Consider the following 22,451-nt stretch of genomic DNA (forward strand, 5'->3'; position numbering starts at 1 on the left):
ACCCTCGATACTGCCGTTCTCGGATAACTGAACCGCCGCGATCACCACGTTCCCGACCTCCATGCCGGACGCGAAAGGGTTACAGGCGCGAACTTCAGCGGCGAAAGCCGCGATTCGGGTCGCGCTGCTCGCCATCATAAAATGGTTCGAACAGGAAATCCAACTCGCCGGGCGCATTGGGGCCATTCTTCGCGGACAACAAGCCAATGTGGTCCATGTCTTCAAAAAGCGCATCGTAGAGGCTGTTGAAATCGTAGTCGTACCGCGTCTCCGGCAAGCCCTGAACAAAGCTATCGATCACGTCCGGGTCCTCGAACAGGACCTCCGCCTCCTGAATCATCAGGTCCAGAGCAATCTGCTCTGACATGTCTAGCGGACGTGGCTCAACCCCGTCTTGCAGGTCGTCGGCCAGGTCATCGAAGATACGTGCCATGCGACGAAAGAACTCGACTGGCTGCTTGCGCATGATGGCAGGCACAATTTCAGTAAAGGTCGACGAATGACCGGCGTTCAACTCTTCAGCATGGTCAAAATACTGGTCTGCAAGTATCGATCCCGCCGCGGCCAGCACCCTCGCAGTGCGGGGAGTCAGATCAGGCCGGACACAGTCCGCACACGCACCTTCCTCGCATATTTCGCAATCCTGGCAGTCGTCGACACAGTTTCCGCAATTGACGCACTCACCGGACGCGCAAGACGTGGTCGGGAACATCAGGATCCCATCAATGGGGTCGCCATGCAGGTGGTCCGCCAGCCGTGCCCGTCCCAGATGTGCGCTCTGAGCAGGCTTAATCGGTAGTTGACGCACCGCCGCGACGACACTCTCAGGCAGGCCGATCAACGACTCATCGAGACGTTCAACGTGATTGCGACGACCAAGCAGATGAGAGTTGAGAGCGTCCGCCAGACGCCGCGCAGCGGTAGCATTAGAGACGGTGGCCAAGGCAAGTAACTGAGGGTGACCAGGGAAGCCGGTGATCGCCATAATGCGGTGCTTGCTGGCCGTATGGTGAGGTAAAAATGCCTCGTACCGATCGTTGTCAAGGGACATGGAGGTCTCCGATAGCGCAGGCCGACTAAGCCTTCCGCCAGCACGCGCCAACAGAAAGCCCATCAACAAAGGTCATGGTATGCACTGATGGTCCGGGTGCTTCCGCAGACCTCGTGGCGCAAAGCCACGCTAGCACAGTTCACCCGCGTCCGCACCGAACTTGGTCGACGCCCATGACCGAGGCGAACCACGACCGACTGCTGTGATCAACCTCCACGATAGTAGGAGGCTCCGGCAGTAGAGGGGTTACCGGAGGTGGCGGGTGACGGGGCAGGTGTCCCAGCGGTTGGCGTGGCGGGCTGCTTGTATGAGGCATCGGACGGCGACGAAGGCGGCGGCGATGTGCAGGTAGAAGTCGACGATGACGCCGTCGTGGTCAGTGCAGCGGCCGAGTTGCCGTAGTTGTTCATCCACGAGGCGCCACCCAGGTCGGCGCACGAAGTCGGAACGCAAGCGCGAAGACGTTTCCGAGGCGAAAGGAACGTCAACCCCACGATGACGCCCACAATCACCGTCACAATCGCAACAGCGGGATCGCGGACCCGATCCGAGGTATTCATCGCGACCACCCAACTGAGCCGACCTGACCTGCGACTCCCGGGCAGGGCCCAAGAGATCCGCCGCAACGAGCAACTGCCGCCAGCCCCTCCACAGACCGGCCCAACCTCGGCGAACCTCGCGACAGAATCCGGCACGGGCGAGCCGAGACGAGCCCGAGAGCTCCGAAACAGGAGGACATCGAACGGTATTTGCCGACACTCGCGTTCAACGACAGACGGCCCCGAGCAAACGAAAAGGTCTTGTCCGGCATCACTCGGCACCACCTGACACCCCGAAACGCGTTCTCTTAACCAGCGGTTCGGGGTTCGAGTCCCTGATGGCGCACCCCCACTCCCCAGGCCTGATCGTCTTCGGCCTGGGGTTTTGTGGTTTCCGACGCTTCCGCTCTGTCCTTTGTGATCCCCTGCAGGTGCGAAGCGCGGGATGCCTCCCGGCGACGTTGGCGGAGGTCTCATCATGAGCCTATCGACGCGGACCGGAGCGCGTGCTGGCTCTCGGCGCTGAGAGCCAGCGTGACGGGGAAGGGCAGGGTGCGGCCTGACGAGCCAGACGGGCCCGTGGCACCGATACCGACCAGCCCGGCGATCGATTCCGGCCGCCTCCAAACGAACAAGTATCTCCTCGCATCCGTTTCATCCGGCGGAGTCGCCGAGACAATAGGCGGGACACGGTCTCCCCGCTCATTCACGAGAACCTGAGCGACGCCGCCGCGCGGCTGTCTTCCATGGCGCTCATGGGCCAGCGGGCTCGCCCGCCGCGCCCCGGGCTGGCCGGGGATCCGGAGTGGGCGGCCACGGTGACGTTGCGCGGGCTCAGTTCACTGCCGGTCGCCGTGGCCTGAGCGCCGCTTCGCTGGAACGCCTACGCGGCGACCGCCGACAGTCATGACGGGCTGAGCCGAGGCGCCCGCATCACCGGACGAGGCGGAAGAACCCGCGTATCTGCTCGACCAGCGACTCCGGTTGCTCCAGCGCGGCGAAATGGCCACCCCGTGGCAGTTCCTCGAACCAGCGCAGGTCGGTGAAACGCAGCTCGGCCTCCCGCCGTGACGGGCGGGTTATGTCGCGTGGGTAGACCGACAGGCCCGATGGCGCAGTCACGCGGTCGCGGAAGTGGGCGAAACTCTCCCAGTACAACCGGGCCGACGATGTGGCCGACGCGGTGAACCAGTAGACCGAGATCTCGTCGAGGATCTTCTGGCGCGACACCGCGGCCTCGGGATGGCCGTCGTGGTCTGTCCAGGCCCAGAACTTCTCCGCGATCCAGGCGGCCTGGCCCGCCGGGGAGTCGGTGAGGCCGTAGCCGAGCGTCTGCGGCCGGGTTGCCTGCAGCGCCGAGTAGCCGCGGCCGGTGCGCTGGAACTCCTTCTCGGCCGCGAGGTTCGCCAGCTCGGACGGGGTCGGGTCGTCGAACGTGCCCGCCGCCACCGAGCCCAGGTTCAGGTGGACGCCGGCGACCCGGCCCGGTGCCACCTCGCCCAGCGCGCCCGACACCGCCGAACCCCAGTCGCCGCCCTGGGCGCCGTACCGGTCGTAGCCCAGCGAACCCATCAACGTGTCCCAGGCCCGCGCGATGCGGGTGACACCCCAGCCGGTCGTCGACGGCTTGTCGCTCCAGCCGTAGCCGGGCAACGACGGCGCGACCACGTGGAACGCGTCCGCCGGGTCGCCGCCGTGGGTGCGCGGGTCGGTCAGGGGGCCGAGGACGTCCAGGAATTCGAGCACCGAACCCGGCCACCCGTGCGTGAGCACCAGCGGGAACGCGTCCGGCTCCGGCGAGCGGACGTGCAGGAAGTGGATACCGAGGCCGTCGACGGTGTCGCGGTACTGCGGGAAGACGTTCAGCCGCCCGGGGAAACCGAAGTCGTAGTCCTCGGCCCAGCTGCGGCAGAGTTCCTGCGTGTAGGCCAGCGGAATCCCCTGTGACCAGTCGTCCACCGGCTCGGGTTCGGGCCACCGGGTCCGGCGCAACCGGTCGCGCAGCTCCGCGATCTCCTCGTCGGTGATGCCGACCTCGAACGGCTCGGCGGTCACCGCAGGTCCCGGAAGAAGGCGGTGACGTCGTCGGCGAGCAGTCCGGGCTCTTCCCAGGCGGCGAAGTGGCCGCCGCGGGGCATCGTCGTGTACCTCGTCACGTGGTACGTGCGCTCGGCCCAGCTACGCGGGGGCTGCGCGAGGTCGGCCGGGAACAGCGCGACGGCGGTCGGGACCTCGACCCGCTCGACCCGGCGGGTCAGGTTCTCGCCGTATTCGTAGTACGGCTGGAACGACGAAGAAATGGTGTTGGTGAACCAGTAGAGCGACGCCTGCGTCAGGAGGAAGTCGTCGCTGAACCGCGACGACACGTCGCCGCCGCAGTCGCTCCACGCGCGGTACTTCTCGAGCATCCAGGCGAGCAACCCGGCCGGCGAGTCGGCCAGGCCGTAGGCCAAGGTGACCGGCCGGGTGCTCTGCTGGTGCTGGTAGGCACCTTCCTTCGCCGACCAGTCCGCCACCGCATCGAGGTGGGCGCGCTCCGCCGGGGTGAGGCTCTCGTCGTCGTAGGAGACCGGCCCGGCGACGGCGAGCAGGTGGATCCCGGCCAGGGCCTCGGGGTGGGCTTCGGCCAGCCGGGAGGTGATGCCCGCGCCGAGGTCGCCGCCGTGCGCGGCGTACCGGGAGAAGCCCAGTTCCTCGTGCATGAGCCGGTGCCACAGTTCGTGCGTCGGCAAGGGATCGGTGAGCGACGGACGTTGCGGCGAGAAGGCGAACCCGGGCAGCGACGGGACGATGACGGTGAACGAGTCCGCCGCGGAACCACCGTGCTCCGACGGCGTGGCCAGCCGCCGGGCGAAGGCGGTCAGCTCCAGGAACGAGCTGGGCCACCCGTTAATCAGGACGATCGGCAGGGCGTCCGGGGCTTCGCCGTCGAACCGCAGGTAGTGCACCGGCGTTCCCGCGATGTCCGCGAAATGGTGCGGCAGGGCGTTGATGGCGGCTTCGTGCGCCCGCCAGTCGTAGCCGGACGCCCAGTGGGCGACCAGGCGCCGCAGCTCCCCGGGATCGGTGCCCGCCGACCAGCCGGGCACCGGCCACGGGGCCGGCCACCGCGTGCCGGCCAGCCGGTTCCGCAGCTCGCCGAGTTCGGCGTCAGAGACCGTGAGCACGGACATGACCACCTCCTCGCCCGGCCGGCTCGACGGCTCTTTCGATGGTCGCCCGCACCGCCTCCCGGGACCGCGGGCCGGCGGCCAGCAACGCGTGCATGATCATCCCTTCGAGTAGTTCGTCCAGGTCCACGGCGGCTTCCGCGCCGACGAAGCGGGCCAGCACCGCCTGGCTGCTCCTCGTCCACGCCTCGGCCAGCACGCGCAGCTCCGGGTTGCGCAGGGCCGCCAGGTGCAGTTCGAAACCGAGGACCGCGCTGCGCCGGCGGGCCGGGCTCGCGTGGACGAGGTCGACGAGCACCGCGACGAACTCGTCACGGGTGCCGATGCCGTCGAAGAGCGACTCGAACGCCGCGTCCTGCAGCTCGACGAAACGCGCGAACGCCTGCGCCCGCAGCTCGGCCAGGCCGGCGAAGTGGTACGTGACCGACCCGAGCGGCACGTCGGCCCGGGCGGCCACCTGCCGGTGCGTCATCCCGGCCAGCCCGTGCTCCACCAGGACGTCCAGCGCGGCGTCGAGGATGCGGGTCCGGCGGCCGGGATCGTGCCGGCGGGGCCGGCGACGGGTGTCACCGGCGGGTGACCCGGGAAGAGTCATGAGAACGAATGTACACTCCGATAAGAACGGATGTACACATCGATCCACCCGGGCGAGGGAGCTGACACGTGGCACGTCTTCACGTCGGGTGCGCCATGTGGACCCACAAGGCGTGGCCCGGGCGGTTCCTGCCGCCGTCGCTGCCGGCCAAGGAACGGCTGCACGCCTACGCCGGCTGGTGCAACGCCGTCGAGGGCAACACCACCTTCTACGCCACGCCCGCGCGCGAAACCGTGGCGAGCTGGGCGCAGCAGACCAATGACGGCTTCCGGTTCGTCGTCAAGGTGCCCAAGGTCGTCACGCACGAACGGCGGTTCGCCGGGGTCGAGCGGGAGATGCGGGCGTTCCTCGACGCCGTCGAGCCGCTCGGGGACCGGGCCGTTCTGTGGACCCAGCTGCCCGGCTCCTTCGGGCCTTCGGACGTCGATTCGCTCGGCCGGTTCCTGCGGCGGCTGCCCGGCGGGCTGCGGCGGGCCGTGGAGGTGCGGCACCCCGAGTTCTTCACCGATGCCGGCTCGGCGTCGCTGGAGGACGCCCTGGCCGTCGCGGATGCCGAATGGGTGCCGTTCGACACCACCGTTTTCTTCGGGCGGCCGCCGTCCAGCCCGGCCGAGGAGGACGCCTGGGGCAAGAAGCCGCGGCTGCCGCGGCGGATGCGGGCGCTGACCGACCGGCCCGTCGTGCGCTACCTGGGGCGGGACTCCGTCGAGGAGACCGTTGCGGGGTGGCAGCCGTGGACGACCGTCGTCGCCGGGTGGCTGCGGGAGGGGCGGTCGCCGACCGTTTTCGTGCACACGCCCGACAACGACGACGCCCCGGCGCTGGCCCGGCGCTTCCACGACGACGTGCGTGCGCTCGTGCCCGGCCTCGACCCGCTGCCCGAGCCGGCGCCCGTCGAGCCCGCGACCCTGTTCTGAGCGGTCGGCGGCACCCGTCTCCTCCACGCTGAGGGACAAGGATCGCGCGCGCAGACACAAGCCGCGGGGTGCGGGCCGTCCCATACTTCCGGTCCAGGCCGGGCGTGGTGGTCCGGTGGAGCGAGGAGCAGCCATGAGCCGAACCGATTCCGCGCCGGACAGCACTTCCCTTGCCGAGAACGTTCTCGGCGTGCCGGGCATCGTCTTCCTGGTGCTGGCCGCGGTCGCGCCGCTGACCGGGATGGTGGTGATCGCGGCCATCGGCATCGCCGTCGGGAACGGGGGCGGGATGGTCGCCGCGTTCGTCGTCGCCACGGTCGTGCTGCTGCTGTTCGCGGTCGGCTACGCGCAGATGTCGAAGGTCCTCACCAGCGCGGGCGGGTTCTACGCCTTCGTGGTCAAGGGCCTGGGCCGGACCCTGGGCCTGGTCGCGGGGTTCGTCGCGATGCTCGGCTACAACTGCTTCGTCGCCGGGGCCATCGGGACCAGCGGGTTCTTCACCGGCACCGTGCTCAAGGACGTCTTCGGGCTGGACCTCGACTGGGTCGTCTGGAGCGCGGTCTCCGTCGTGCTGGTCTTCCTGCTCAGCCGCCGCGGCATCGACGTCAGCGCGAAGGTGCTGGGCGTCTCCCTCGTCCTCGAAGTGTCGATCCTGCTGGTCATGGACTTCGCCGTGCTGTTCCGGCACGGCTTCTCGTTCGACGTCTTCCGGCCGTCGGTGATGCTCCAGGGCGCCGGTGGGCTCGCGTTGCTGTTCGCCGCCAACGCCTTCATCGGGTTCGAGGCGACCGCGCTGTTCGGGGAGGAGGCGAAGAACCCGAAGCGGACGATCCCGCGGGCGACCTACCTCGCCATCGGGTTCATCGGGGTGTTCGCCGCCTTCACCACCTGGGCCGTGGTCACTGCGATCGGGGTGGCGCAGGCCCAGGACGTCGCCGCCGCGCACCTGTCCACCGGGGACCTGGTGTTCTCCGTGTCGCAGGACTACCTCGGCGGCGCGCTGACCAAGGTGATGATGCTGCTGCTCGTGGTCAGCCTGTTCGCCGCGCTGCTGGCCCTGCACAACTCGGCCACGCGCTACCTCTACGCCCTCGGGCGGGTCGGTGTCCTGCCGCGCGTGCTCGGCCGGACCCGCGCCCGCAACGGCGCCCCGCAGCACGCCGCGATCGTCCAGCTGGTCTTCGGGTCGGTGGTGGCGGTGGTGTTCCGGCTCGCCGGCCTCGACCCGGTCGCCGACCTGACGGCCAGCATGACCGGCTTCGGCACGCTCGGCATCCTCGCCCTGCAGCTGCTCGCGGCGCTGGCGATCCTGGTCCACTTCCGCCGGGCCCGCGACCCGCGGCTGGTGCGGACCCTGATCGCCCCCGGGCTGGGCGCGGTGGGCCTCGGGCTCATCGTGACACTGGCGATCCTCAACTTCCCGACTCTGGCCGGCTCCAGCAACGGGGTCGTCCCGCAGCTGCCGTGGCTGCTCCTGGTCGTCGCGCTGGGCGGGCTGGTGGTCGCGGTGTGGCTGCGCCGGCGCCGCCCGGCCGTGTACGACGCGCTGGACGCCGATCTGGAGGCTGCGACGGAAAAGGTGGACACCTCGCCCGCCGGGCATTGAACGGCCCGTTGTCGGTAGATTTGCGGAACCGGTTTCACCGCAAATGTGCCACGCTGGTGCGATGGGGAGAACGGGACCGCTCGGCTTTCTCGGCGCCGACGTGCTGGTGAAGGTGATCGGGGCGCTGTGCCTGCGGCCGCGGTTCGGGGATCGGCCGCGGAAACTCGACGAACAGGGCGACTGGACCGATTACCAGGACGAACGGTCCGAACGGCGTGGGCTGCCCATGGTGTGCCTCGTCCGGCCGGCCGAAAACGCGGACGTGCTCGCCGCCGTCGCGGAACGGCTGCGGAACGCCAAACCGCAGGGCAGCATCCGGTACGCGCGGCCCGACCTCGCCGGGCACGAAGGGCGGGACGAGGCCGGGCCCGCGACCGCCGATTCCGTCACCGTCGTGCGGGACGTCCTGCGGGAAGCGCGGAAAGAACTCGGGGACAGCGCCTCGACGCACACGAGCCGGCTGCCGTTCCCGCTGTTCGACCTCGTCTACTGGCTCATGCTGCAGGACTACGACGGCCGGGACGATCCCGACGGGGTGCTGCGGCGGGCCATCCGGCGGATCAGCCTGGCCGAACGGTTCAGCTCGTCGGCCGAAGACGCCGTCAAGCAGCTGCCCGAAAACCAGGGCATCTGGAAGGTCTTTTCGCTGCTCGTGCGCGGGCTGACCCTGCTGACCTTCCGGATCGCCGTCACCGGGCGGGTGCCCGTGCTGTCCGGGCGGTACCGGTGGTTCCTGCGGCAGCCCCACCTCGCGCCGGAGATGTCGGGCAGCTTCGTGCGGTTCGCCCGGCGGCTCACCGAGGGGCAGTGGCAGGAGGAGGCCCCCGAATACGTCTGCCGCCTGCTGCTCAACGCCTTCCTCGAGGACCTGCGGCGCGCCTACCGGCTGCGGCCGTGGCGGGTGTGGCGGCGGCGCCGGATGACCTACCCCGTCCTGCTGCTGGACGAGGTGAGCGTCGGCAACGGCGGGTACCGGCTGCTGGAGCTGGTCAACTCCGTCCGCAACCAGGTCGGGCGGTTCGACCCGCTGCTCGTGGTCAGCGCCAGTCCCGCGCCGCCGCCGGACGCGGAGCCGACCGCGCACCGGCCGCAGTTCCAGGCCGGGCAGGCGCGCGCCGCGTACGTGGCCTGGCAGAACCAGCTCGAACGCGACCGGCGGGAACGGCGGCCGACCGCCTGGTACCTGCCGATCGGCGTCCGGCCGCCCGTGGACGCCGACGAGCCGAAGGTCCGGCAGATGCTGCAGACCCTCGGCGGCGACTACCGGTTCCGCCGTCAGGTCCGGCCGCCGTGGTGGGCCAGCCGGTGGACGCGGATCGGCGTGCCGGTCGTGGTCGTCGCGCTGGCCGCCGCGTTCGTCGCCTACCGCTCCCACGACACCTACGCCGAGCACTGCGGCTCGGACAACCCCTGGCTGACCTGGACCGGCAGCGAGTGCGTCGGCACCACGGACGGCGCCCAGGACGTCTTCCAGCCCTCGGACGCGACGATCCGGCAGGTCGAAGCGGTCGTGCTGGACCAGAACCACCGCGCGGAACAGCTGCATCAGGCCCATCCGGAACGGCCGTACATCACCCTCGTGGCGCTGGAGGCGCTGACGTCGTCCAACAACCTCGCCGAGGGGCTGACCAGCGAACGCGAATCCCTGGAGGGTTTCGCGGTCGCGCAGCTGCGGCAGCTGAACGCACCGGGCTCGGCCGACCCGATCGTCCGGCTGCTCGTCGCCAACGCCGGGCGCAACATGCGCGAAGGCGAACGGGTGGCGAACGAGCTGCGGCGGCAGGCCGAGCAGGACAAGAGCATCGTCGGGGTGGTCGGGCTGGACCTGAGCAGCGCGCCGACGCAGCAGACCATCGCCGCGCTCACCAACGCCGGGCTGCCGATGGTCGCCTCGACGCTGTCCGCGGACCCCCTGGCCGACCTCAACCCGATGTACTTCCAGGTCACGCCGCAGAACCGGCGGGAGGCGGCGGTGGCGGCCGGGTTCGCCGAGCAGCTGCCGGGCCCGCGCGCGGTGCGCGTCTACTACTCCGACGACGACGCCGACGTGTACAGCACCAACCTCCGCGACGACGTCCTGAAGTCCTTCCGGGACAAGCACTTCCAGGCCGAAGCGCGGGCGTTCACCCCGGACGGCGGCCTCGGCGGGGCGGCTTCGCACGTGCGTTACGGGGAGCCGCTGCTGGGCAACGCGGGCGCGGCGGGCCGGGACACCTGTTCCTACGACGGTCTCGTGTTCTTCGCCGGCCGGGGCGTGCCCGACTTCGGCCAGTTCCTCGGCAGCGCGGCCCAGTGCGGCAGCCGGGCCACCGTGATCGGCGACGACGACGTCACGCGGTTCGTCGCCGACCAGGGCGAACGCCAGCGCAACCGCGCGCTGCCCTACTACTACCTCTCGTTCGCCACCTCGCCGGTCACCGAGCCCAGCGGCGCGGCCCTCGACTTCTACACGACGCTGGAGCAGACGCTGTTCCCGTTCGAGCGGACCCCGGAGGGCCGCTCGTACGACGGCCACGCGGCCCTGGCCTACGACGCCGCGCAGGTGATGATCGTCGCGACGGCGTACCTGCGCGAGACGGCGGCCGAAATCCCGGTGACGCCGGGCGCGATCTGGCGCGAGATCACCGCGATCCACACCTCGCGCCCGGGCGCCGGGCAGGTCAACAAGTACCTCGAAGGTGTCACCGGCACCATCGACTACGGCGGCGACATCGGCCGGAACGTGCCGCAGAACAAGCCGGTCGCGGTGATGGGCGTGTCCGGCGGCGAAGTCGACAAGTCGGTCCACGGCTTCTGCGGCGCGGCCGAGGGGCCCACGTCGGACACCTGGTGCCCGCCCGATCCGTGAGGGTCCGGGCGGGCACCGGGGGCTAGCCGAACGTCCACTGCTGGTTGCTGCCGCCGTTGCACGTCCACAGTTCCACCGGGGCGCCGTCGGCGGTGGACGCACCCGTCACGTCCAGGCACAGTCCGGATTGGACACCCGTGACCGTGCCGGTCGAGTTGACCGTCCACTGCTGGTTGGCCTGGCCGTTGCAGGGCCACGTCACCACCTTCGTGCCCGCACTGGTGCCCTGGCCCGAGGCGTCCAGGCACAGCGTCGCGCCGCCGAGGGTGGCCGTCAGCCTGCCATCCGCCGTGCGGGTCCAGGTCTGGCCCGCCTGGCTCGCGCAGCCGGCGATCTGCAGCTGCGTGCCCTGGGCCGAGTTCGGGGCGGCCAGGCACTTGCCCGCGCCGACCGCGTGCACCGGCCCGGTGCCCGTGTTGCTGCCGCCGGTGCCGTAGCCCGACGCGACGATGTTCGCCTGGACCGCGCTCTCCGTGGCGTCCGACGGGTAGCCCGACGTCATCACGCCTTCGTAGAAGGTGCCCGCCGACCCGATGCTGTTGTCACCGCCGGTGCCGAGGATGATCGCGCCTTCCTTGCGCATCGGGTTGTAGCCCGAGACGTTGGGGCGCACGCCGTCGTAGAACGTCGACACGTCCCCGGACTGCGCGTTGCCGCCGCGGATGGCCCAGCGGTTCGCGCCGCCCTTGACGATCGCCGTCAGGTAGCGGTGGCTGATGCTGGGGTCGTTGGCGTTGTAGTGCTGGTTGACCCCCGAGAACAGGCCGTTCTCCAGGTCCGCCATGATCCACGGGCCGTTCCCGGCGCCGTAACCCCAGACCTTGATGTTGCCGAAGTAGATGGCCTCCATCGTGCCGTTGCCGTTGTCGCGGCTGTTGCGTTCGGCGTTGCCGTAGTCGAAGCAGCAGCCGCCGTTGAAGTGCGTCCCGTCGAAGATCGCGTACATGCCCTCCGGCTGGTCACCGGTCGCGACGCCGTTGGTGTTGTTGTTGCGGTACCCCGTGCCGGGGGCCACGTAGACGCCGTACGCCTTCTGGCCGCCGACCGTGGTCGGGGCGGCGGCCGCGTTGGCCAGGTTGTCGTAGCCGCCCGCGGCCGGGCCCTGGAAGCCGCCCGGCGGCGCCTGGGTGAGGTGGTTGTTGCGGCCCGACTGGTCGTAGATGACCGTGATCAGGCAGGTCGTCCCGGCGCAGAAGCTGTCCTGCGCCGCCGCGTTCGCCACGCCGCCGGCGCTCAGCACGCCGATGTCCCGCGTCGTGTTGTCCGACGCGCGGCGCACTTGGTACAGCGAGCCGCTGTAGGCGCCGTACAGCGCCCGGGTCGTCGAATGCGCGGCGACGCAGGGCGTGCCGCCCGCCGCGTAGAGGTCGCACGGCCCCTGGGTGGCGGCCTGTGACGTCGTCGCCGTGCCGGCCACCGCTCCCGCGGCGATCACCACGGCCGGCCAGAGTCTTCTCCAGCGTGCCTTCATCGTCGAACTCCTTCGTCCGCCGCGGAGGGCGGCTAGCTCCGGGTCCACTTCTGCGCGTTCCCGCCGGTGCACGTCTGCAGCGTCACCGGGGTGCTGTTCGCCGTGCCGTTCCCGCTCGGGGTGAGGCACAGCCCCGACTGGACGCCGGTGATCGTGCCGTCCGCGGCCGCGGTCCACTGCTGGTTCGTGCCGCTGCCGCAGTCCCAGATGATCACCCGGGTGCCCGGGGTGGTGGCGGCGCCCTCGGCGTCGAGGCACTTGCTGCCGTACACCTGGATCTGCTTGCCGGAGGTCACCGTCCACTGCTGGTTGCTGCCGCCGTTGCAGTCCCACAGCGTCACCTGGGTGCCGTTGGTCTGGCTCACGTTCGGGACGTCGAGGCAGCGGCCGGCCGCGGTGTTGCGCAGCACCGACGTCGACCCGCCGCCCGAGCCGGCGACCGAGAGGTTGTCGAACTGCGCGGTCTCGCCCTGGGCCGTGCCGATCCCGACCTGGCCGGCCGGGAAGGTGCCGTCGGTGACCGTGCCGATCACGCTGCCGTCCACGGAGGCGGTGATGGTGCCGCCGGAAAAGCCGAGGGACAGCTTGTGCCAGCTGTTGGTGCCCAGCGCGGTCGTCGTGCCGCTGCGCAGCGTCGTGTTCTGCTGGCTGGTGTTGTTGCGCCGCAGCGACCAGGCCCCGGTGTCACTGACCCGCAGGTAGTAGGCGTTCAGCGCGCCCTGGTTGCCGGTGTCCTGGTTGCCGGCGTGCCCGAGTAGCTCGACGTAGCCGGACTTCTCGAGCAGCACGTCCGTGCTGAGCGTGTAGCTGCTCCAGGCCACGTTGCCCAGCAACGCGTACGGATCGGTCGTCTTCTTCCACGGGATGGCCTTCTGCGGGGCCGACTGGCGCACGCACGTCCCCGCGCGGCCGGCGCCGCACGCCGACGTCTCGAACGCGCCCTCCATGTCCATCAGGTACTTGGCTTCCTTGCCCTTCGCGTACCCCTCGAAGTCGTCGCTGTAGGGCAGGTTCAGGGAGCCCTGGGCCGGGCCGGCCGCGGTGCCCTTGCCCTGCCCGGTGGTCGTCGTGATCGTGTAGAGGTAGCCGGGCTGGACGGTCAGGGAGTACGCCCCGCCGGACGGCGTGACGTCGGTGCTGTGCACGAAGTGGTCGGCGGTGTTGTTCGAGTTCAGGTTGGTCGCCCACACGTGCACCTGGCCGGTGGACAGCCCCCCGGTGACGTTCAGGTTCAGCGTCTGGGCCGAGGTGGCGTCCATCGTCTCGATGACCGTGCTGTAGTCGGAGTTGTTCGGCGACTTCAGGGTGACGTAACTGCCGTTCGAGCGGTTGCCGCCGAGGTAGCCGCTGGAGGCGTCGAGGTACTTCCAGCCCGGCGCGGTGAACTGGGTCGTGTGCGCCAGCGCCCACGCGTCCTTGCCGACCGAGTAGTAGCCCGACCACGGCTGGTTGGCGAGGATCAGGCCGACGGTCGGCCACGGGATGTTCGGCGTGGTGGCGGCGATCAGGTCCCAGTTGAGGTACGCGGTCATCTTGCCGTCGAGGTAGACGCGGTTGATGCCGCGGGCCAGCGGCTTGGCGCCGTCGTTGTAGTCCTGGGAGCCGTTTTCGCTGGACCACAGCGTCTTGCCGGTCGCGGTGACGTTCGACGGCACCCCGCAGGACGTCTGCGCGCTGAGGTAGCCGCAGGTGTAGTGGGCGCTCAGGACGTCGGTCGCGTTGCGGTAGGCGGTGTTCGTCGAGATCGCGCTCGCCGGCCCCCAGTCCCCCGGCCACGAATCACCGGAGATGACCTTGACGCCGCTGTACCCGTTGGCGTTGAGGGCGTTGCGCATGGTGACCGTCCAGTCGGCACTCCACTGCTTCTCGTTCTGGACGGTCGTGAGGTAGTCGATGGTCAGGCCGTGCTGCTTCGCGCAGCCCAGCCACGACAGGTAGTAGTCGGTGAGGTCGTTCGAGAAGAACGTGCCGTTGCCGATCCAGCCGGGCGCGCCCCACGGCAGGCCGACCAGCTTGATCCCCGGGTTGCGCGCCTTGGCCTGCTCCATCAGCCACCACTCGTACCCGCGGTTGCAGTCGAGGTCGCCGCGGAAGTGGGCGTGGCTGGGTTCGGCGCCGCTGGTGGAGTTCGTGTCGCCGCCCATCTCCACCTTGAGGATCTGCAGGGCGGCGCCGTAGCCCGGTTTGAACAGGTAGTCGAGGATCTGGCCGCGCTGCGGCTCCGGGTAGTCGATCAGCAGGCGGCTGTTGCCGCCACCACCGCTGACCGCGCCGACGCCGTCGAAGGTGCGGCCCGCGGAGCTGCCGTTGAGCGTGATGGAGGTGGCCGCCTGGGCGGGCGCGGCGGCGGCCACGACACCGGCGGCCACGACCACCGTGGCGACGGCCGCCGTGCGCAGTCTCCGGAGCAGGGTTCCGGGCATGGGAGCTCTCTCTTCCGACGGAGGGGTCAGGGGGTTCAGCGGTAGCCGGCCGCGACGATGTTCGCCTGCACCGCGGTTTCGGTCGCGTCCGAGGGGTAGCCGGCGACCATGGCGCCTTCGTAGAACGTGCCCGCGCTCAGGTTCGCCCCGCCGCCGGGCTTGCAGCAGTCGCCGCCGCTGCCCAGCACGATCGCGCCCTGCTTCTTCATCGGGCTGTACCCGCCGGGCAGGCCGCCGTCCCACATCGTCGTGAGGCTGCCGGACTGGGCGTTGCTGCCCTTGAGCGCGAACCGGGAGGTGCCGTTGTTCTTCAGCATCGCGGTGACGAACTTGCTCGGCAGCGCCCGCTGGTTCGGGTTCCACTGCTGGCTGCCGCCCGGGTACAGGCCCCACTCGAGGTCGGCCTGCACCCACGGGCCGCCGCCGCTGCAGCCGCCGAACCAGCACTCGGTGCCGAAGTTGATCGCGTCCATCGCGCCGGCCGCGTCGGCCTTCCGCGTCGTTTCGCTGTTGCCGTAGTCGAAGCAGCAGCCGCTGTTGACGTGCGTGCCGCTGGTCACCATGTACATGCCTTCGGGGGCGCTGCCGGTCGGGACGCCGGTGAGGTGGCCGTCACGCCAGTAGCTGTTGCCCGGGTTGATGTACAGCGAATACGCCTTCGTGCCGCCGACCGTCAGCGACTCCGACGTCGCCTTCGCCGGGCTGCTCTGGTTCGAGCCCGGGACGACGCTGGACCCCTGGTACCACAGGTCGTTCCCGCGGCCCGACTGGTCGTAGACGACGGTGACGACGCAGGTGCTGCCCGCGCAGAAGGAGTCCTGCGCGGCGGCGTCGGCGTTGCCGCCCGCCGCCAGCACCCCGACGTTCTTGGTGGTGTTGTCGGAGGAACGCCGGACCTGGTAGAGGTTGCCCGCGTAGGTCCCGTACAGCGCCCGGACGGTGCTGTGCGCGGCGACGCACGGCGTACCGCCCGACGCGTAGATGTCGCACGGCGCGGTGCCGGACGGGGGCGGCGGCGTGGTCCCGCCGGTCCACTGCTGGTTGGTCCCGCCGTGGCAGGTCCACAGGATGACCGCGGTGCCGTTGGCCGTGCCGGCGCCGTTGACGTCCAGGCACAGTCCCGACTGGACACCGGTGATCGTCCCGTCGGCGCCCCGCCGCCACTGCTGGTTCGCCCCGCCGGTGCAGGACCAGCTGATCACCGCGGTGCCGGGGGCGGTCCGGTTGCCGTAGGCGTCGACGCACCGGGTGCCGTTCAGGGTCCGCAGCTCACCGGCGGTGGTGAACTCGAACGCCTGCCCGGCCTGGCCGCCGCAGTCCTGGATCTCCAGCACCGCCCCCGTGGTGTCGGTGTTGCCCCGGACGGTCAGGCAGCGCCCCGACGCCGCGCCCACCAGGGACGCCGGGGCCGCCGAAGCCGGCGTCACCCCGGCCAAGGCCGTCAACAGCAGCGCGGCCAGCAGCACGATCACGCGCACGGATCCTCCTCATTGGACGTCCACAACAGACTGTTCAGGCCGATTCGCGCAGGACCAGCCGGGTGTCGAGCACCGTGCGCTGCCGCGGGGCGGCGCCGGCGATCATGGCCAGCAGTTCGCCCGTCATCCGGGCCCCCATCTCCTCCACCGGCTGGCGCACGGTGGTCAGCGGCGGGTCCGTCCGCCGGCTGATCGGCAGGTCGTCGAAACCGATGACGGCGACGTCGCCGGGCACGTCCCGGCCGGCCCGGCGGAGTGCGCGCAGCGCCCCGACGGCCATCATGTCCGAGGCGGCGAAGATGGCGTCGACGTCCGGGCGGCGGTCCAGCAGCCGGGCCGTGGCGTGCTCGCCGGAGGCCTGCCCGAAGTCGCCGAACACCACGAGCCCGAGGTCGTGGCGCCCGCCGCACACCATCGCCTGCCGGTAGCCGTTCAGCCGGTCCACGCCCGCGGTCATGTCCTGCGGCCCGGCGATGGTCGCGACGGTCCGGCGGCCCGCGTCGAGCAGGTGCCGGGTGGCCAGCCGCGCCCCGCCCTGGTTGTCGACGTCGACGTACGACAGCCGGCCCGATTCGGCCTGCCGGACCGGGCGGCCGCCGAACACCACCGGGATGTCGACCCAGTCCAGGTCGAGCGGGCGGCGGCCGTGCATGCCGACGACCAGTGCCCCGTCGACGTGGCCGCCGTCGAGGTAGCGCAGCACCGGGCCCTGGTAGTTCTCCGTCGCCGGCACGGTGAGCAGCACCAGCTGCATCCCGACCGCGGACAGTTCGCGGTCGGCGCCGGCGGCGATCCGCGGGAAGTAGGGATCGGTGAACAACCGCAGCGCTTCCTCGCACACCACCAGCGCGATCGAGCCGGTCTGCGGCGGGGGCGCCGCCCTCGCCGCGCGCTGCCGGGCGTAACCCAGCGCCAGCATCGCGGACTCGACCTGCTTGCGACGTTCCGGGCTCACCCGGGGAAAACCGTTGAGCACGCGGGACGCGGTGGCGGTCGACACCCCCGCCGCCCTTGCCACATCGGCCAGGGTGGGGCGGAGGTCAGAAGAATCGGCGGACACGATGGCACCTCCCAAGACGACTCTGTCCGGTGGGCACTTCCCAGGATATCCCTTCGCAGCAAGGGAAAGGAGTGCCCGCCGGGAGAAGGTTCCCGGCGGGCACCCCGGACTCAGGCGCGCTGGAGCTGGAACCGCTGGTTGGGGTTGCCGGTGAACGTCCACTGGGAGATCCGGGCGCCGTCGGCGGTCGAGACCCCCCACACGTCCAGGGCCAGGCCGCTCAACCGGTTCACCAGGCTCACCGCGCCGCTGCCCTGGTCGACCACCCGCCACTGCTCGGCGGTCGAGTTCGTGTCGGCCTGCTGGCTGATGTCCGCGCCGCTGTTGGCGTTCGCGGCCTGGAGGACCAGCCCGCTGTTGCGCGCCCGGACGCGGTAGTAGCCGTCACCGGAATCCACGAAGTCGAACTGCTGGCCGAGGCCGCCGTTGGCCGATTCCTGCTCGATGAGCGCCCCGGCCGCGGTCGACGCGCCGGTGATCCCGACGAGCTTGCTGCTGTGCTGGGCCACCAGCTTGTAGTTGACGCCGGTCTGGACCGGCGGGCCCGGCGGCTGGGTGTTCGAGTCGAACTGCGTGATGAACTTCCACACCTCGCCCGAGGTCCAGGTCTGCCAGCCGTCGCAGGTGCAGCCGTCGCGCGGGCCGGGGTCGTGGCCCGCGCCGTCGAAGGCCGCCCAGACCACGGGATAGCCGGCCTTGCAGCCGGAGTACGCGGTCACGATGTGGGTCAGGCTGCCGTTGGCCGGTTCCGGCGGGTTCTGCGGGGTGCAGCCGTTGTTCCGGACGAACTGGTCGCGCAGCGCGCGGCCGGACGCGATCGGCAGGACGTTGTCGCGCAGGCCGTGGAGGCCGATGTACGCGACGGGCTGGGTGCCGCCGCTGCACCCGCTGAGGTTGGCCCCGGAGTAGACCGCGACCGCGCGGAACACCGTCGGCCGGGCGCAGGCGAGGGCGTAGCTCATGGCGGCGCCGTAGCTGAACCCGCCGGCGAAGACCTGGGAGGTGTCGACGCACAGCGCGGACTCGAGCTGGCGCAGCAGGTCGTCGATGAAGGTGACGTCCTGGCCGCCGGGGTTGGCCCAGCCGTTGCCGTTGCCCTGGGGCGCCACGAAGATCGTGCCGTTGCCCGCGTTGTCGGCCAGCCGCCGCAGCCCGTAGTAGGACCAGTTGTAGCCGTCGGTCCCGCCCGAGTCGACGTCGTTGGCCGTGCCGCCGCGCCAGTGCAGCCCGACGAAGAGCCGGTAGTTGTGGTTGTTGTCGTAGTTGTTCGGCACCCGCAGGATGTAGCTGCGGTTCTGGCCGCCGCTGGAGATCGTGTGGCTGCCGCTGGTCAGGCCGGGTGCCTTCCCGCAGCCCGCGGTGCCCGCGGCGGCGGCCGCCGGGGCCTTCGCCGCGGGGGCGGCGGCCTGCGCGGGTACCTGGCCCGCCAGCGCGAGCAGGGCCCCCGCCGCGAAGGCCGCGAACAGGGCCTTATACCTCACCATCACGTGGCTCCCTCTGGTCTTCGAACATCGTCGTTCTCCGGAGTTGGGGTGAATCAGGTGTGGTTCCACTGCTGGTTGGCCCCGTGGTTGCAGGTCCACAGGATCACCTTGGTGCCGTTGGCGGTCCCGGCACCGGAGGCGTCGAGACACAGTCCGCTTTGGACGTTCGTGAGCGTTCCGTCGGTACCGGCGGTCCACTGCTGCGCCGGCCCGGTGCCGCAGTCGCCGATGACCGCCCGGGCGCCCGCCGCCGTGCCGTCGGCGGTCAGGCACCTGCTGCCGTACACCTGCAGCTGCTTGCCGTCGGTGGTCGTCCACTGCTGGTTGGCGCCGTTGTTGCAGTCCCACAGCGCCACCTGCGTGCCGGTGGCCTGGGACAGGCCCGGGACGTCGAGGCACCGGCCGGCGTTGGTGTTGACCAGCCGGGACGTCGCCGGCGGCGGCGGGGTCGTCCCGCCGGGCCCGAGCGGACAGCTCGCCTGGTACTTCGAAATGCCGCTGGTGTTCGACAGCGACGGGCACAGGAACGACGAGTAGCGCGTGTCGGCGTCGACGAACACCTTGAGCCAGACCAGCATCACCCGGGCGAAAGCACCCGAGTTCCCGCCGCCGCCCCCGGCCGCGAAGCCGTGGCCCTCACCGGCGATCTCGGGGTAGGCGCGCGGGACGGTGGCCGGGATGGTGGCGTACGCGCTCGCCAGGTACGCCGGGGTGACCGTGGTGTCGGTCTGGCCGCCGAACAGGATCGTGGGGACCGTGGTGCCGCGCAGGATCCCGTCGGGGACGTAGGGCGCCATGCCGACGGCGGTCCGCAGCGACGGCCGCCGGTTCGCCGCGACGAGGGCGCCCCCGCCGCCCATCGAGTGGCCGCCGACGGCGAGCCGGGTCCGGTCGACGCGGTCGCGCACCGGGCTGCTCGTCACCAGCCAGTCCAGCGCGGCGAGCAGCTGGTCGGCGCGGGCGTCGGCGTAGTCGCTGAGGCTGGTGGTCTCGATCCCGACCACGACGAACCCGAAGGAGGCCAGCCGCGGGCCGAGCCAGCCGTACCACCGCCACTCGGTCCCGTAGCCGGGCGCGATGGCGATCGCGCCGAACGTCCCCTGGCTCGTGTCCGTCGGGTAGTAGACGATCCCGCCGCCGAGCCCGTTGCCCTTCGGGATGGTCGTCTGCGCGGTGGCGAACGTCCCGTGGTCGGCGGCGATGCTCGCCGGCGTCGGGTCCGGGCCGCGCTGGTACGGGTTGTCGGCCGCGGCCGCCGCCGGCCCGGGCGCCAGCCCCAGCACGACTCCGAGGACGGCCAGCGCACCGCGGAAACGTCGCCACATTTCGATGTCCTTCCTCGCGCGGGGGCCGCCTCAGGCGGCCGGGATGGTCCACTTCTGGTTCTGGGCGCCGGTGCAGGTGCCCAGCCGCACCGCCGTGCCGTTGCCGGTCGAGCCGGCCGGGAGTTCCAGGCAGAGCCCCGACTGCGTGCCGGTGACGGTGCCGTCGGCGTTGCCGCGCCACTTCTGGTTGGCCCCGCCGTGGCAGGCCCAGATGATCACCGCGGTACCCGGGGTCGTCGCGCCGCCTTCGGCGTCGAGGCACCGCCTCGAGTCACCGGAGTAGACGGTGAGCTCCCCCGCCGTGGTGGTGGTCCACACCTGGTTGGTCCCGCCGTGGCAGTCCCAGACCTGCAGGCGCGTGCCCTGGGTCGTCGACTGGCCCGGGACGTCCAGGCACCGCCCGGCGGCCACCGAGCGCACCGGGCCGCCGGTCGGCGCCGGGTTGCCGCCGCTGTCGTCGAGGCCGAGGAACGAGATGGCGTAGGCGAGCATCCCGGTCTGCGGCAGGGTGTGGCCGGTGCCGGCGATGGTGATGCCCTCCACCGTGGCGTGCGTGCCGGTGTCGCCGTAGCGGTTGCGCGTCCAGGACGACTGCGGGTGGTCGGTGAAGGACGGCGTCTGCGTCAGGCTGTGCAGGGCGGTCCACTGCTTGATCTCTTCGCCGTAGTTGGGGTACGCCAACGTCGTGTCGGTGTTCCCGTGCCACAGCTGCATCCGCGGGTAGGCGCCGGAGTAGCCGGGGTACATCGCGTGCGCCTGGTCCGCCCACTGCTGCGCCGACTTGATGACGTTCCCGCCCGCGCACTGGCTGTTCCAGAGCGAACCGTCCGTCGTCGCGAAGCACCCGGCGGGTACGCCGGAGTAGGCCGAAGCGGCGGAGAAGACGTCCGGGTACTCGGCGGCCAGGACGTTCGTCATCATGGCTCCGGACGAGAAGCCGCTGACCACGATCCGCGCCGGGTCCACGTTGTAGTGCTGGCGGGTCCAGTTGACCATCGCCATGACCCCGGTCGAGTCGCTGCCGCCGTCGCGGGTCAGCCCCGCCTTCGTGGAGACGTCGAAGCAGTGACCGTCCCGGGTCGCTTCGGGCACGACGACGAGGTACCCGTACCGGTCGGCCGCCGTGGCGTAGTCGTGCCCGTTGCCGTTGAAGATCGCGCTCGCCGAGCCGCTGCAGTAGTGCACCAGCACGAGCAGGGCGGGCTTGGCCGCGAGCTTGTCCGGTGCGTAGAGGTACATGCCGAGGTTGGTCGGGTTGTTCCCGAAGCCGGTCACCTTGGTCAGCGCGGCGGCCGCGGCCGGGCCGGCGGTCAGCAGCGCCGCGAGGGGCAGCACCAGCAGCACCGCGAGCAGGGCGCGGGCGAGGCGGCTCGTCGGGGACTCCGGCGCCGGCGGGGTGTTAGCGCTCACATTTCGCTGCTTTCAGGAGGCGGGGGTGTGCGCGGTGAATTCGTTCAGTTACCGAACTAAACGGACCCAGTCAAGATAGGAGCGACCGGCCGCGGTGGTCAATGAGCAATTTTCCCACCGGTAGCGGGGATCCGGCCCGAAACTTCACGAAAGTCGTTCCTGGACAGGGCAAACACGCGGAGAGACCGGCTGACGAACAACTCGGCTGAAAAGTGAAACTTACCCACCCGCAACGGATCCGGCGATCGGGTCCACAATGGAACGAGCGCAGCACGCAGCGCCGGAGCCGTGCTCCGGGAACCCGCTCACTGGCCGAAGAGCCGCCGCTGGATCTCCCGCCGGTAGTCCTCCAAGGTGTTGTCGAGGTGGGTGGCGGCCGCCCGGGCCGCCGCGTCGGGGTCGCCGTCGCGGATCGCCCGGTAGATCGCGGTGTGCTCCTCGATCGCGCCCGCCGCGTGCCCGCCGATCGAGCCGGACATCCCGATGATGTTCGACTGCCGCTGCAGGCGCCGCACTTCGCGCACGGCGGCGACGAGGAACTGGTTGTGGGACGCGGCGGCGATCCCGAGGTGGAACTCGTCGTCGCCGCGGTCGAACAGCGCGGACTCGCCGCTCACGTGCCCGTGGCGGCAGGTGTCGGCGGCGGCCTCGATCGCGCGCAGCTCGGCCGGGGTGGCGTTGGCCGCCGCCAGCCGGCTGGCGGCGGTCTCCTGGATCCGGCGGAACTCGAAGAGCATGTAGACGTGGTCGAGGTCGGCGGGCAGGAAGAAGGCACCCCAGGGCGAGCCACCGAGCATGCCTTCGTCGTCGGACACATACAGCCCACGCCCCTTGTGCGCTCGCACCCGGCCGAGCGCGGAGAGGATCTTGACGGCCTCCCGCACCACGGTCCGGCTGGTCCCCATCCGCGCCGCCAGCTCGTGCTCCGTCGGCATCCGGTCGCCGGGCCGCAGGGCCAGTTCGGCGATCAGCTGCAGGATCTGCTCGGCCACCACTTCGTAGCCGGGCCGGTACGGGGCAGGCGGTGCGACTTGCTCGTCACGGGTCACCGGATGAGTATGACTTACTGCTCAC

General features: G+C 70.6%; 15 protein-coding genes and 1 pseudogene. 3 read left to right on the forward strand and 13 right to left on the reverse strand.

The genetic code is table 11. The annotated features are described in order from the left end of the window. Positions 1-94: 94 nt before the first annotated feature. From ABZW17_RS08215 to ABZW17_RS08235, 5 genes and pseudogenes are all read right to left on the reverse strand, one after another. A complete protein-coding gene (locus ABZW17_RS08215; protein WP_354810962.1) occupies positions 95-1,051 on the reverse strand; it encodes a hypothetical protein in 957 nt (318 codons plus the stop codon). Between the two features lie 246 nt (positions 1,052-1,297). Then, positions 1,298-1,467 (reverse strand): annotated as a pseudogene (locus ABZW17_RS08220) (IS5/IS1182 family transposase); the annotation flags it as partial. A 1,056-nt stretch (positions 1,468-2,523) separates the two neighbouring features. Beyond that, positions 2,524-3,645 carry an epoxide hydrolase family protein gene (locus ABZW17_RS08225; protein ID WP_354810964.1) on the reverse strand — a complete coding sequence of 374 codons (1,122 nt, stop codon included), beginning with the start codon at positions 3,643-3,645 and terminating at the stop codon, positions 2,524-2,526. After that, positions 3,642-4,757, reverse strand: coding sequence for an epoxide hydrolase family protein (locus ABZW17_RS08230; RefSeq protein ID WP_354811014.1), 1,116 nt, complete (start codon positions 4,755-4,757; stop codon positions 3,642-3,644). The genes ABZW17_RS08225 and ABZW17_RS08230 overlap by 4 nt, the downstream gene beginning before the upstream one ends. Further along, entirely contained in the window at positions 4,741-5,355 is a 615-nt protein-coding gene (locus ABZW17_RS08235; RefSeq protein ID WP_354810966.1) for a TetR family transcriptional regulator, read from the reverse strand. Before ABZW17_RS08235 ends, ABZW17_RS08230 begins: the two co-directional genes overlap by 17 nt. A 95-nt stretch (positions 5,356-5,450) precedes the next feature. On the opposite strand from ABZW17_RS08235, the gene ABZW17_RS08240 reads away from it, so the two are divergent. The 3 genes from ABZW17_RS08240 to ABZW17_RS08250 all read left to right on the forward strand — a co-directional run bounded on the left by ABZW17_RS08240 (position 5,451) and on the right by ABZW17_RS08250 (position 10,726). Beyond that, positions 5,451-6,272: a DUF72 domain-containing protein gene (locus ABZW17_RS08240; protein WP_354811016.1), complete on the forward strand. Its 822-nt coding sequence runs from the start codon at positions 5,451-5,453 to the stop codon at positions 6,270-6,272. A gap of 133 nt (positions 6,273-6,405) precedes the next feature. Continuing rightward, positions 6,406-7,878, forward strand: a complete 1,473-nt coding sequence (locus ABZW17_RS08245; RefSeq protein WP_354810968.1) for an APC family permease — start codon at positions 6,406-6,408, stop codon at positions 7,876-7,878. A gap of 61 nt (positions 7,879-7,939) precedes the next feature. Continuing rightward, a complete protein-coding gene (locus ABZW17_RS08250; RefSeq protein WP_354810970.1) occupies positions 7,940-10,726 on the forward strand; it encodes a hypothetical protein in 2,787 nt (928 codons plus the stop codon). A 22-nt stretch (positions 10,727-10,748) separates the two neighbouring features. Here ABZW17_RS08250 and ABZW17_RS08255 read toward each other — a convergent pair whose 3' ends face one another. The 8 genes from ABZW17_RS08255 to ABZW17_RS08290 all read right to left on the reverse strand — a co-directional run bounded on the left by ABZW17_RS08255 (position 10,749) and on the right by ABZW17_RS08290 (position 22,426). After that, the gene (locus ABZW17_RS08255) at positions 10,749-12,197 is read right to left on the reverse strand and encodes an arabinofuranosidase catalytic domain-containing protein (RefSeq protein ID WP_354810972.1); all 1,449 of its coding nucleotides are present in this window, start codon (positions 12,195-12,197) and stop codon (positions 10,749-10,751) included. Between the two features lie 32 nt (positions 12,198-12,229). Beyond that, positions 12,230-14,620, reverse strand: a complete 2,391-nt coding sequence (locus tag ABZW17_RS08260) for a ricin-type beta-trefoil lectin domain protein (protein WP_354810974.1) — start codon at positions 14,618-14,620, stop codon at positions 12,230-12,232. Between the two features lie 35 nt (positions 14,621-14,655). Then, positions 14,656-16,098, reverse strand: a complete 1,443-nt coding sequence (locus ABZW17_RS08265; RefSeq protein ID WP_354810976.1) for an arabinofuranosidase catalytic domain-containing protein — start codon at positions 16,096-16,098, stop codon at positions 14,656-14,658. A gap of 34 nt (positions 16,099-16,132) precedes the next feature. Further along, positions 16,133-17,161 (reverse strand): LacI family DNA-binding transcriptional regulator, encoded by a 1,029-nt coding sequence (locus ABZW17_RS08270; RefSeq protein WP_354811018.1) that lies wholly within the window; start codon positions 17,159-17,161, stop codon positions 16,133-16,135. A gap of 107 nt (positions 17,162-17,268) precedes the next feature. Continuing rightward, a complete protein-coding gene (locus tag ABZW17_RS08275; protein ID WP_354810978.1) occupies positions 17,269-18,642 on the reverse strand; it encodes an RICIN domain-containing protein in 1,374 nt (457 codons plus the stop codon). Positions 18,643-18,695: 53 nt separating this feature from the next. Then, a complete protein-coding gene (locus tag ABZW17_RS08280; RefSeq protein ID WP_354810980.1) occupies positions 18,696-19,967 on the reverse strand; it encodes an RICIN domain-containing protein in 1,272 nt (423 codons plus the stop codon). 30 nt (positions 19,968-19,997) lie between these two features. After that, the gene (locus ABZW17_RS08285) at positions 19,998-21,377 is read right to left on the reverse strand and encodes a PHB depolymerase family esterase (protein WP_354810982.1); all 1,380 of its coding nucleotides are present in this window, start codon (positions 21,375-21,377) and stop codon (positions 19,998-20,000) included. A gap of 305 nt (positions 21,378-21,682) precedes the next feature. Next, positions 21,683-22,426: an FCD domain-containing protein gene (locus tag ABZW17_RS08290; protein ID WP_354810983.1), complete on the reverse strand. Its 744-nt coding sequence runs from the start codon at positions 22,424-22,426 to the stop codon at positions 21,683-21,685. Positions 22,427-22,451: the final 25 nt, after the last annotated feature.

It is taken from the genome of Amycolatopsis sp. NPDC004625 (assembly GCF_040609695.1).
GTDB lineage: Bacteria > Actinomycetota > Actinomycetes > Mycobacteriales > Pseudonocardiaceae > Amycolatopsis.

What these genes read in the sequence shown, in the direction of transcription:
- ABZW17_RS08250 (WP_354810970.1), top strand. Translation starts at nt 7,940, where the DNA reads ATGGGGAGAACGGGACCGCTCGGCTTTCTCGGCGCCGACGTGCTGGTG.
- ABZW17_RS08275 (WP_354810978.1), bottom strand. Translation starts at nt 18,642, where the DNA reads ATGGTGAGGTATAAGGCCCTGTTCGCGGCCTTCGCGGCGGGGGCCCTG.
- ABZW17_RS08235 (WP_354810966.1), bottom strand. Translation starts at nt 5,355, where the DNA reads ATGACTCTTCCCGGGTCACCCGCCGGTGACACCCGTCGCCGGCCCCGC.
- ABZW17_RS08280 (WP_354810980.1), bottom strand. Translation starts at nt 19,967, where the DNA reads ATGTGGCGACGTTTCCGCGGTGCGCTGGCCGTCCTCGGAGTCGTGCTG.
- ABZW17_RS08240 (WP_354811016.1), top strand. Translation starts at nt 5,451, where the DNA reads ATGTGGACCCACAAGGCGTGGCCCGGGCGGTTCCTGCCGCCGTCGCTG.
- ABZW17_RS08255 (WP_354810972.1), bottom strand. Translation starts at nt 12,197, where the DNA reads ATGAAGGCACGCTGGAGAAGACTCTGGCCGGCCGTGGTGATCGCCGCG.
- ABZW17_RS08215 (WP_354810962.1), bottom strand. Translation starts at nt 1,051, where the DNA reads ATGTCCCTTGACAACGATCGGTACGAGGCATTTTTACCTCACCATACG.
- ABZW17_RS08260 (WP_354810974.1), bottom strand. Translation starts at nt 14,620, where the DNA reads ATGCCCGGAACCCTGCTCCGGAGACTGCGCACGGCGGCCGTCGCCACG.
- ABZW17_RS08245 (WP_354810968.1), top strand. Translation starts at nt 6,406, where the DNA reads ATGAGCCGAACCGATTCCGCGCCGGACAGCACTTCCCTTGCCGAGAAC.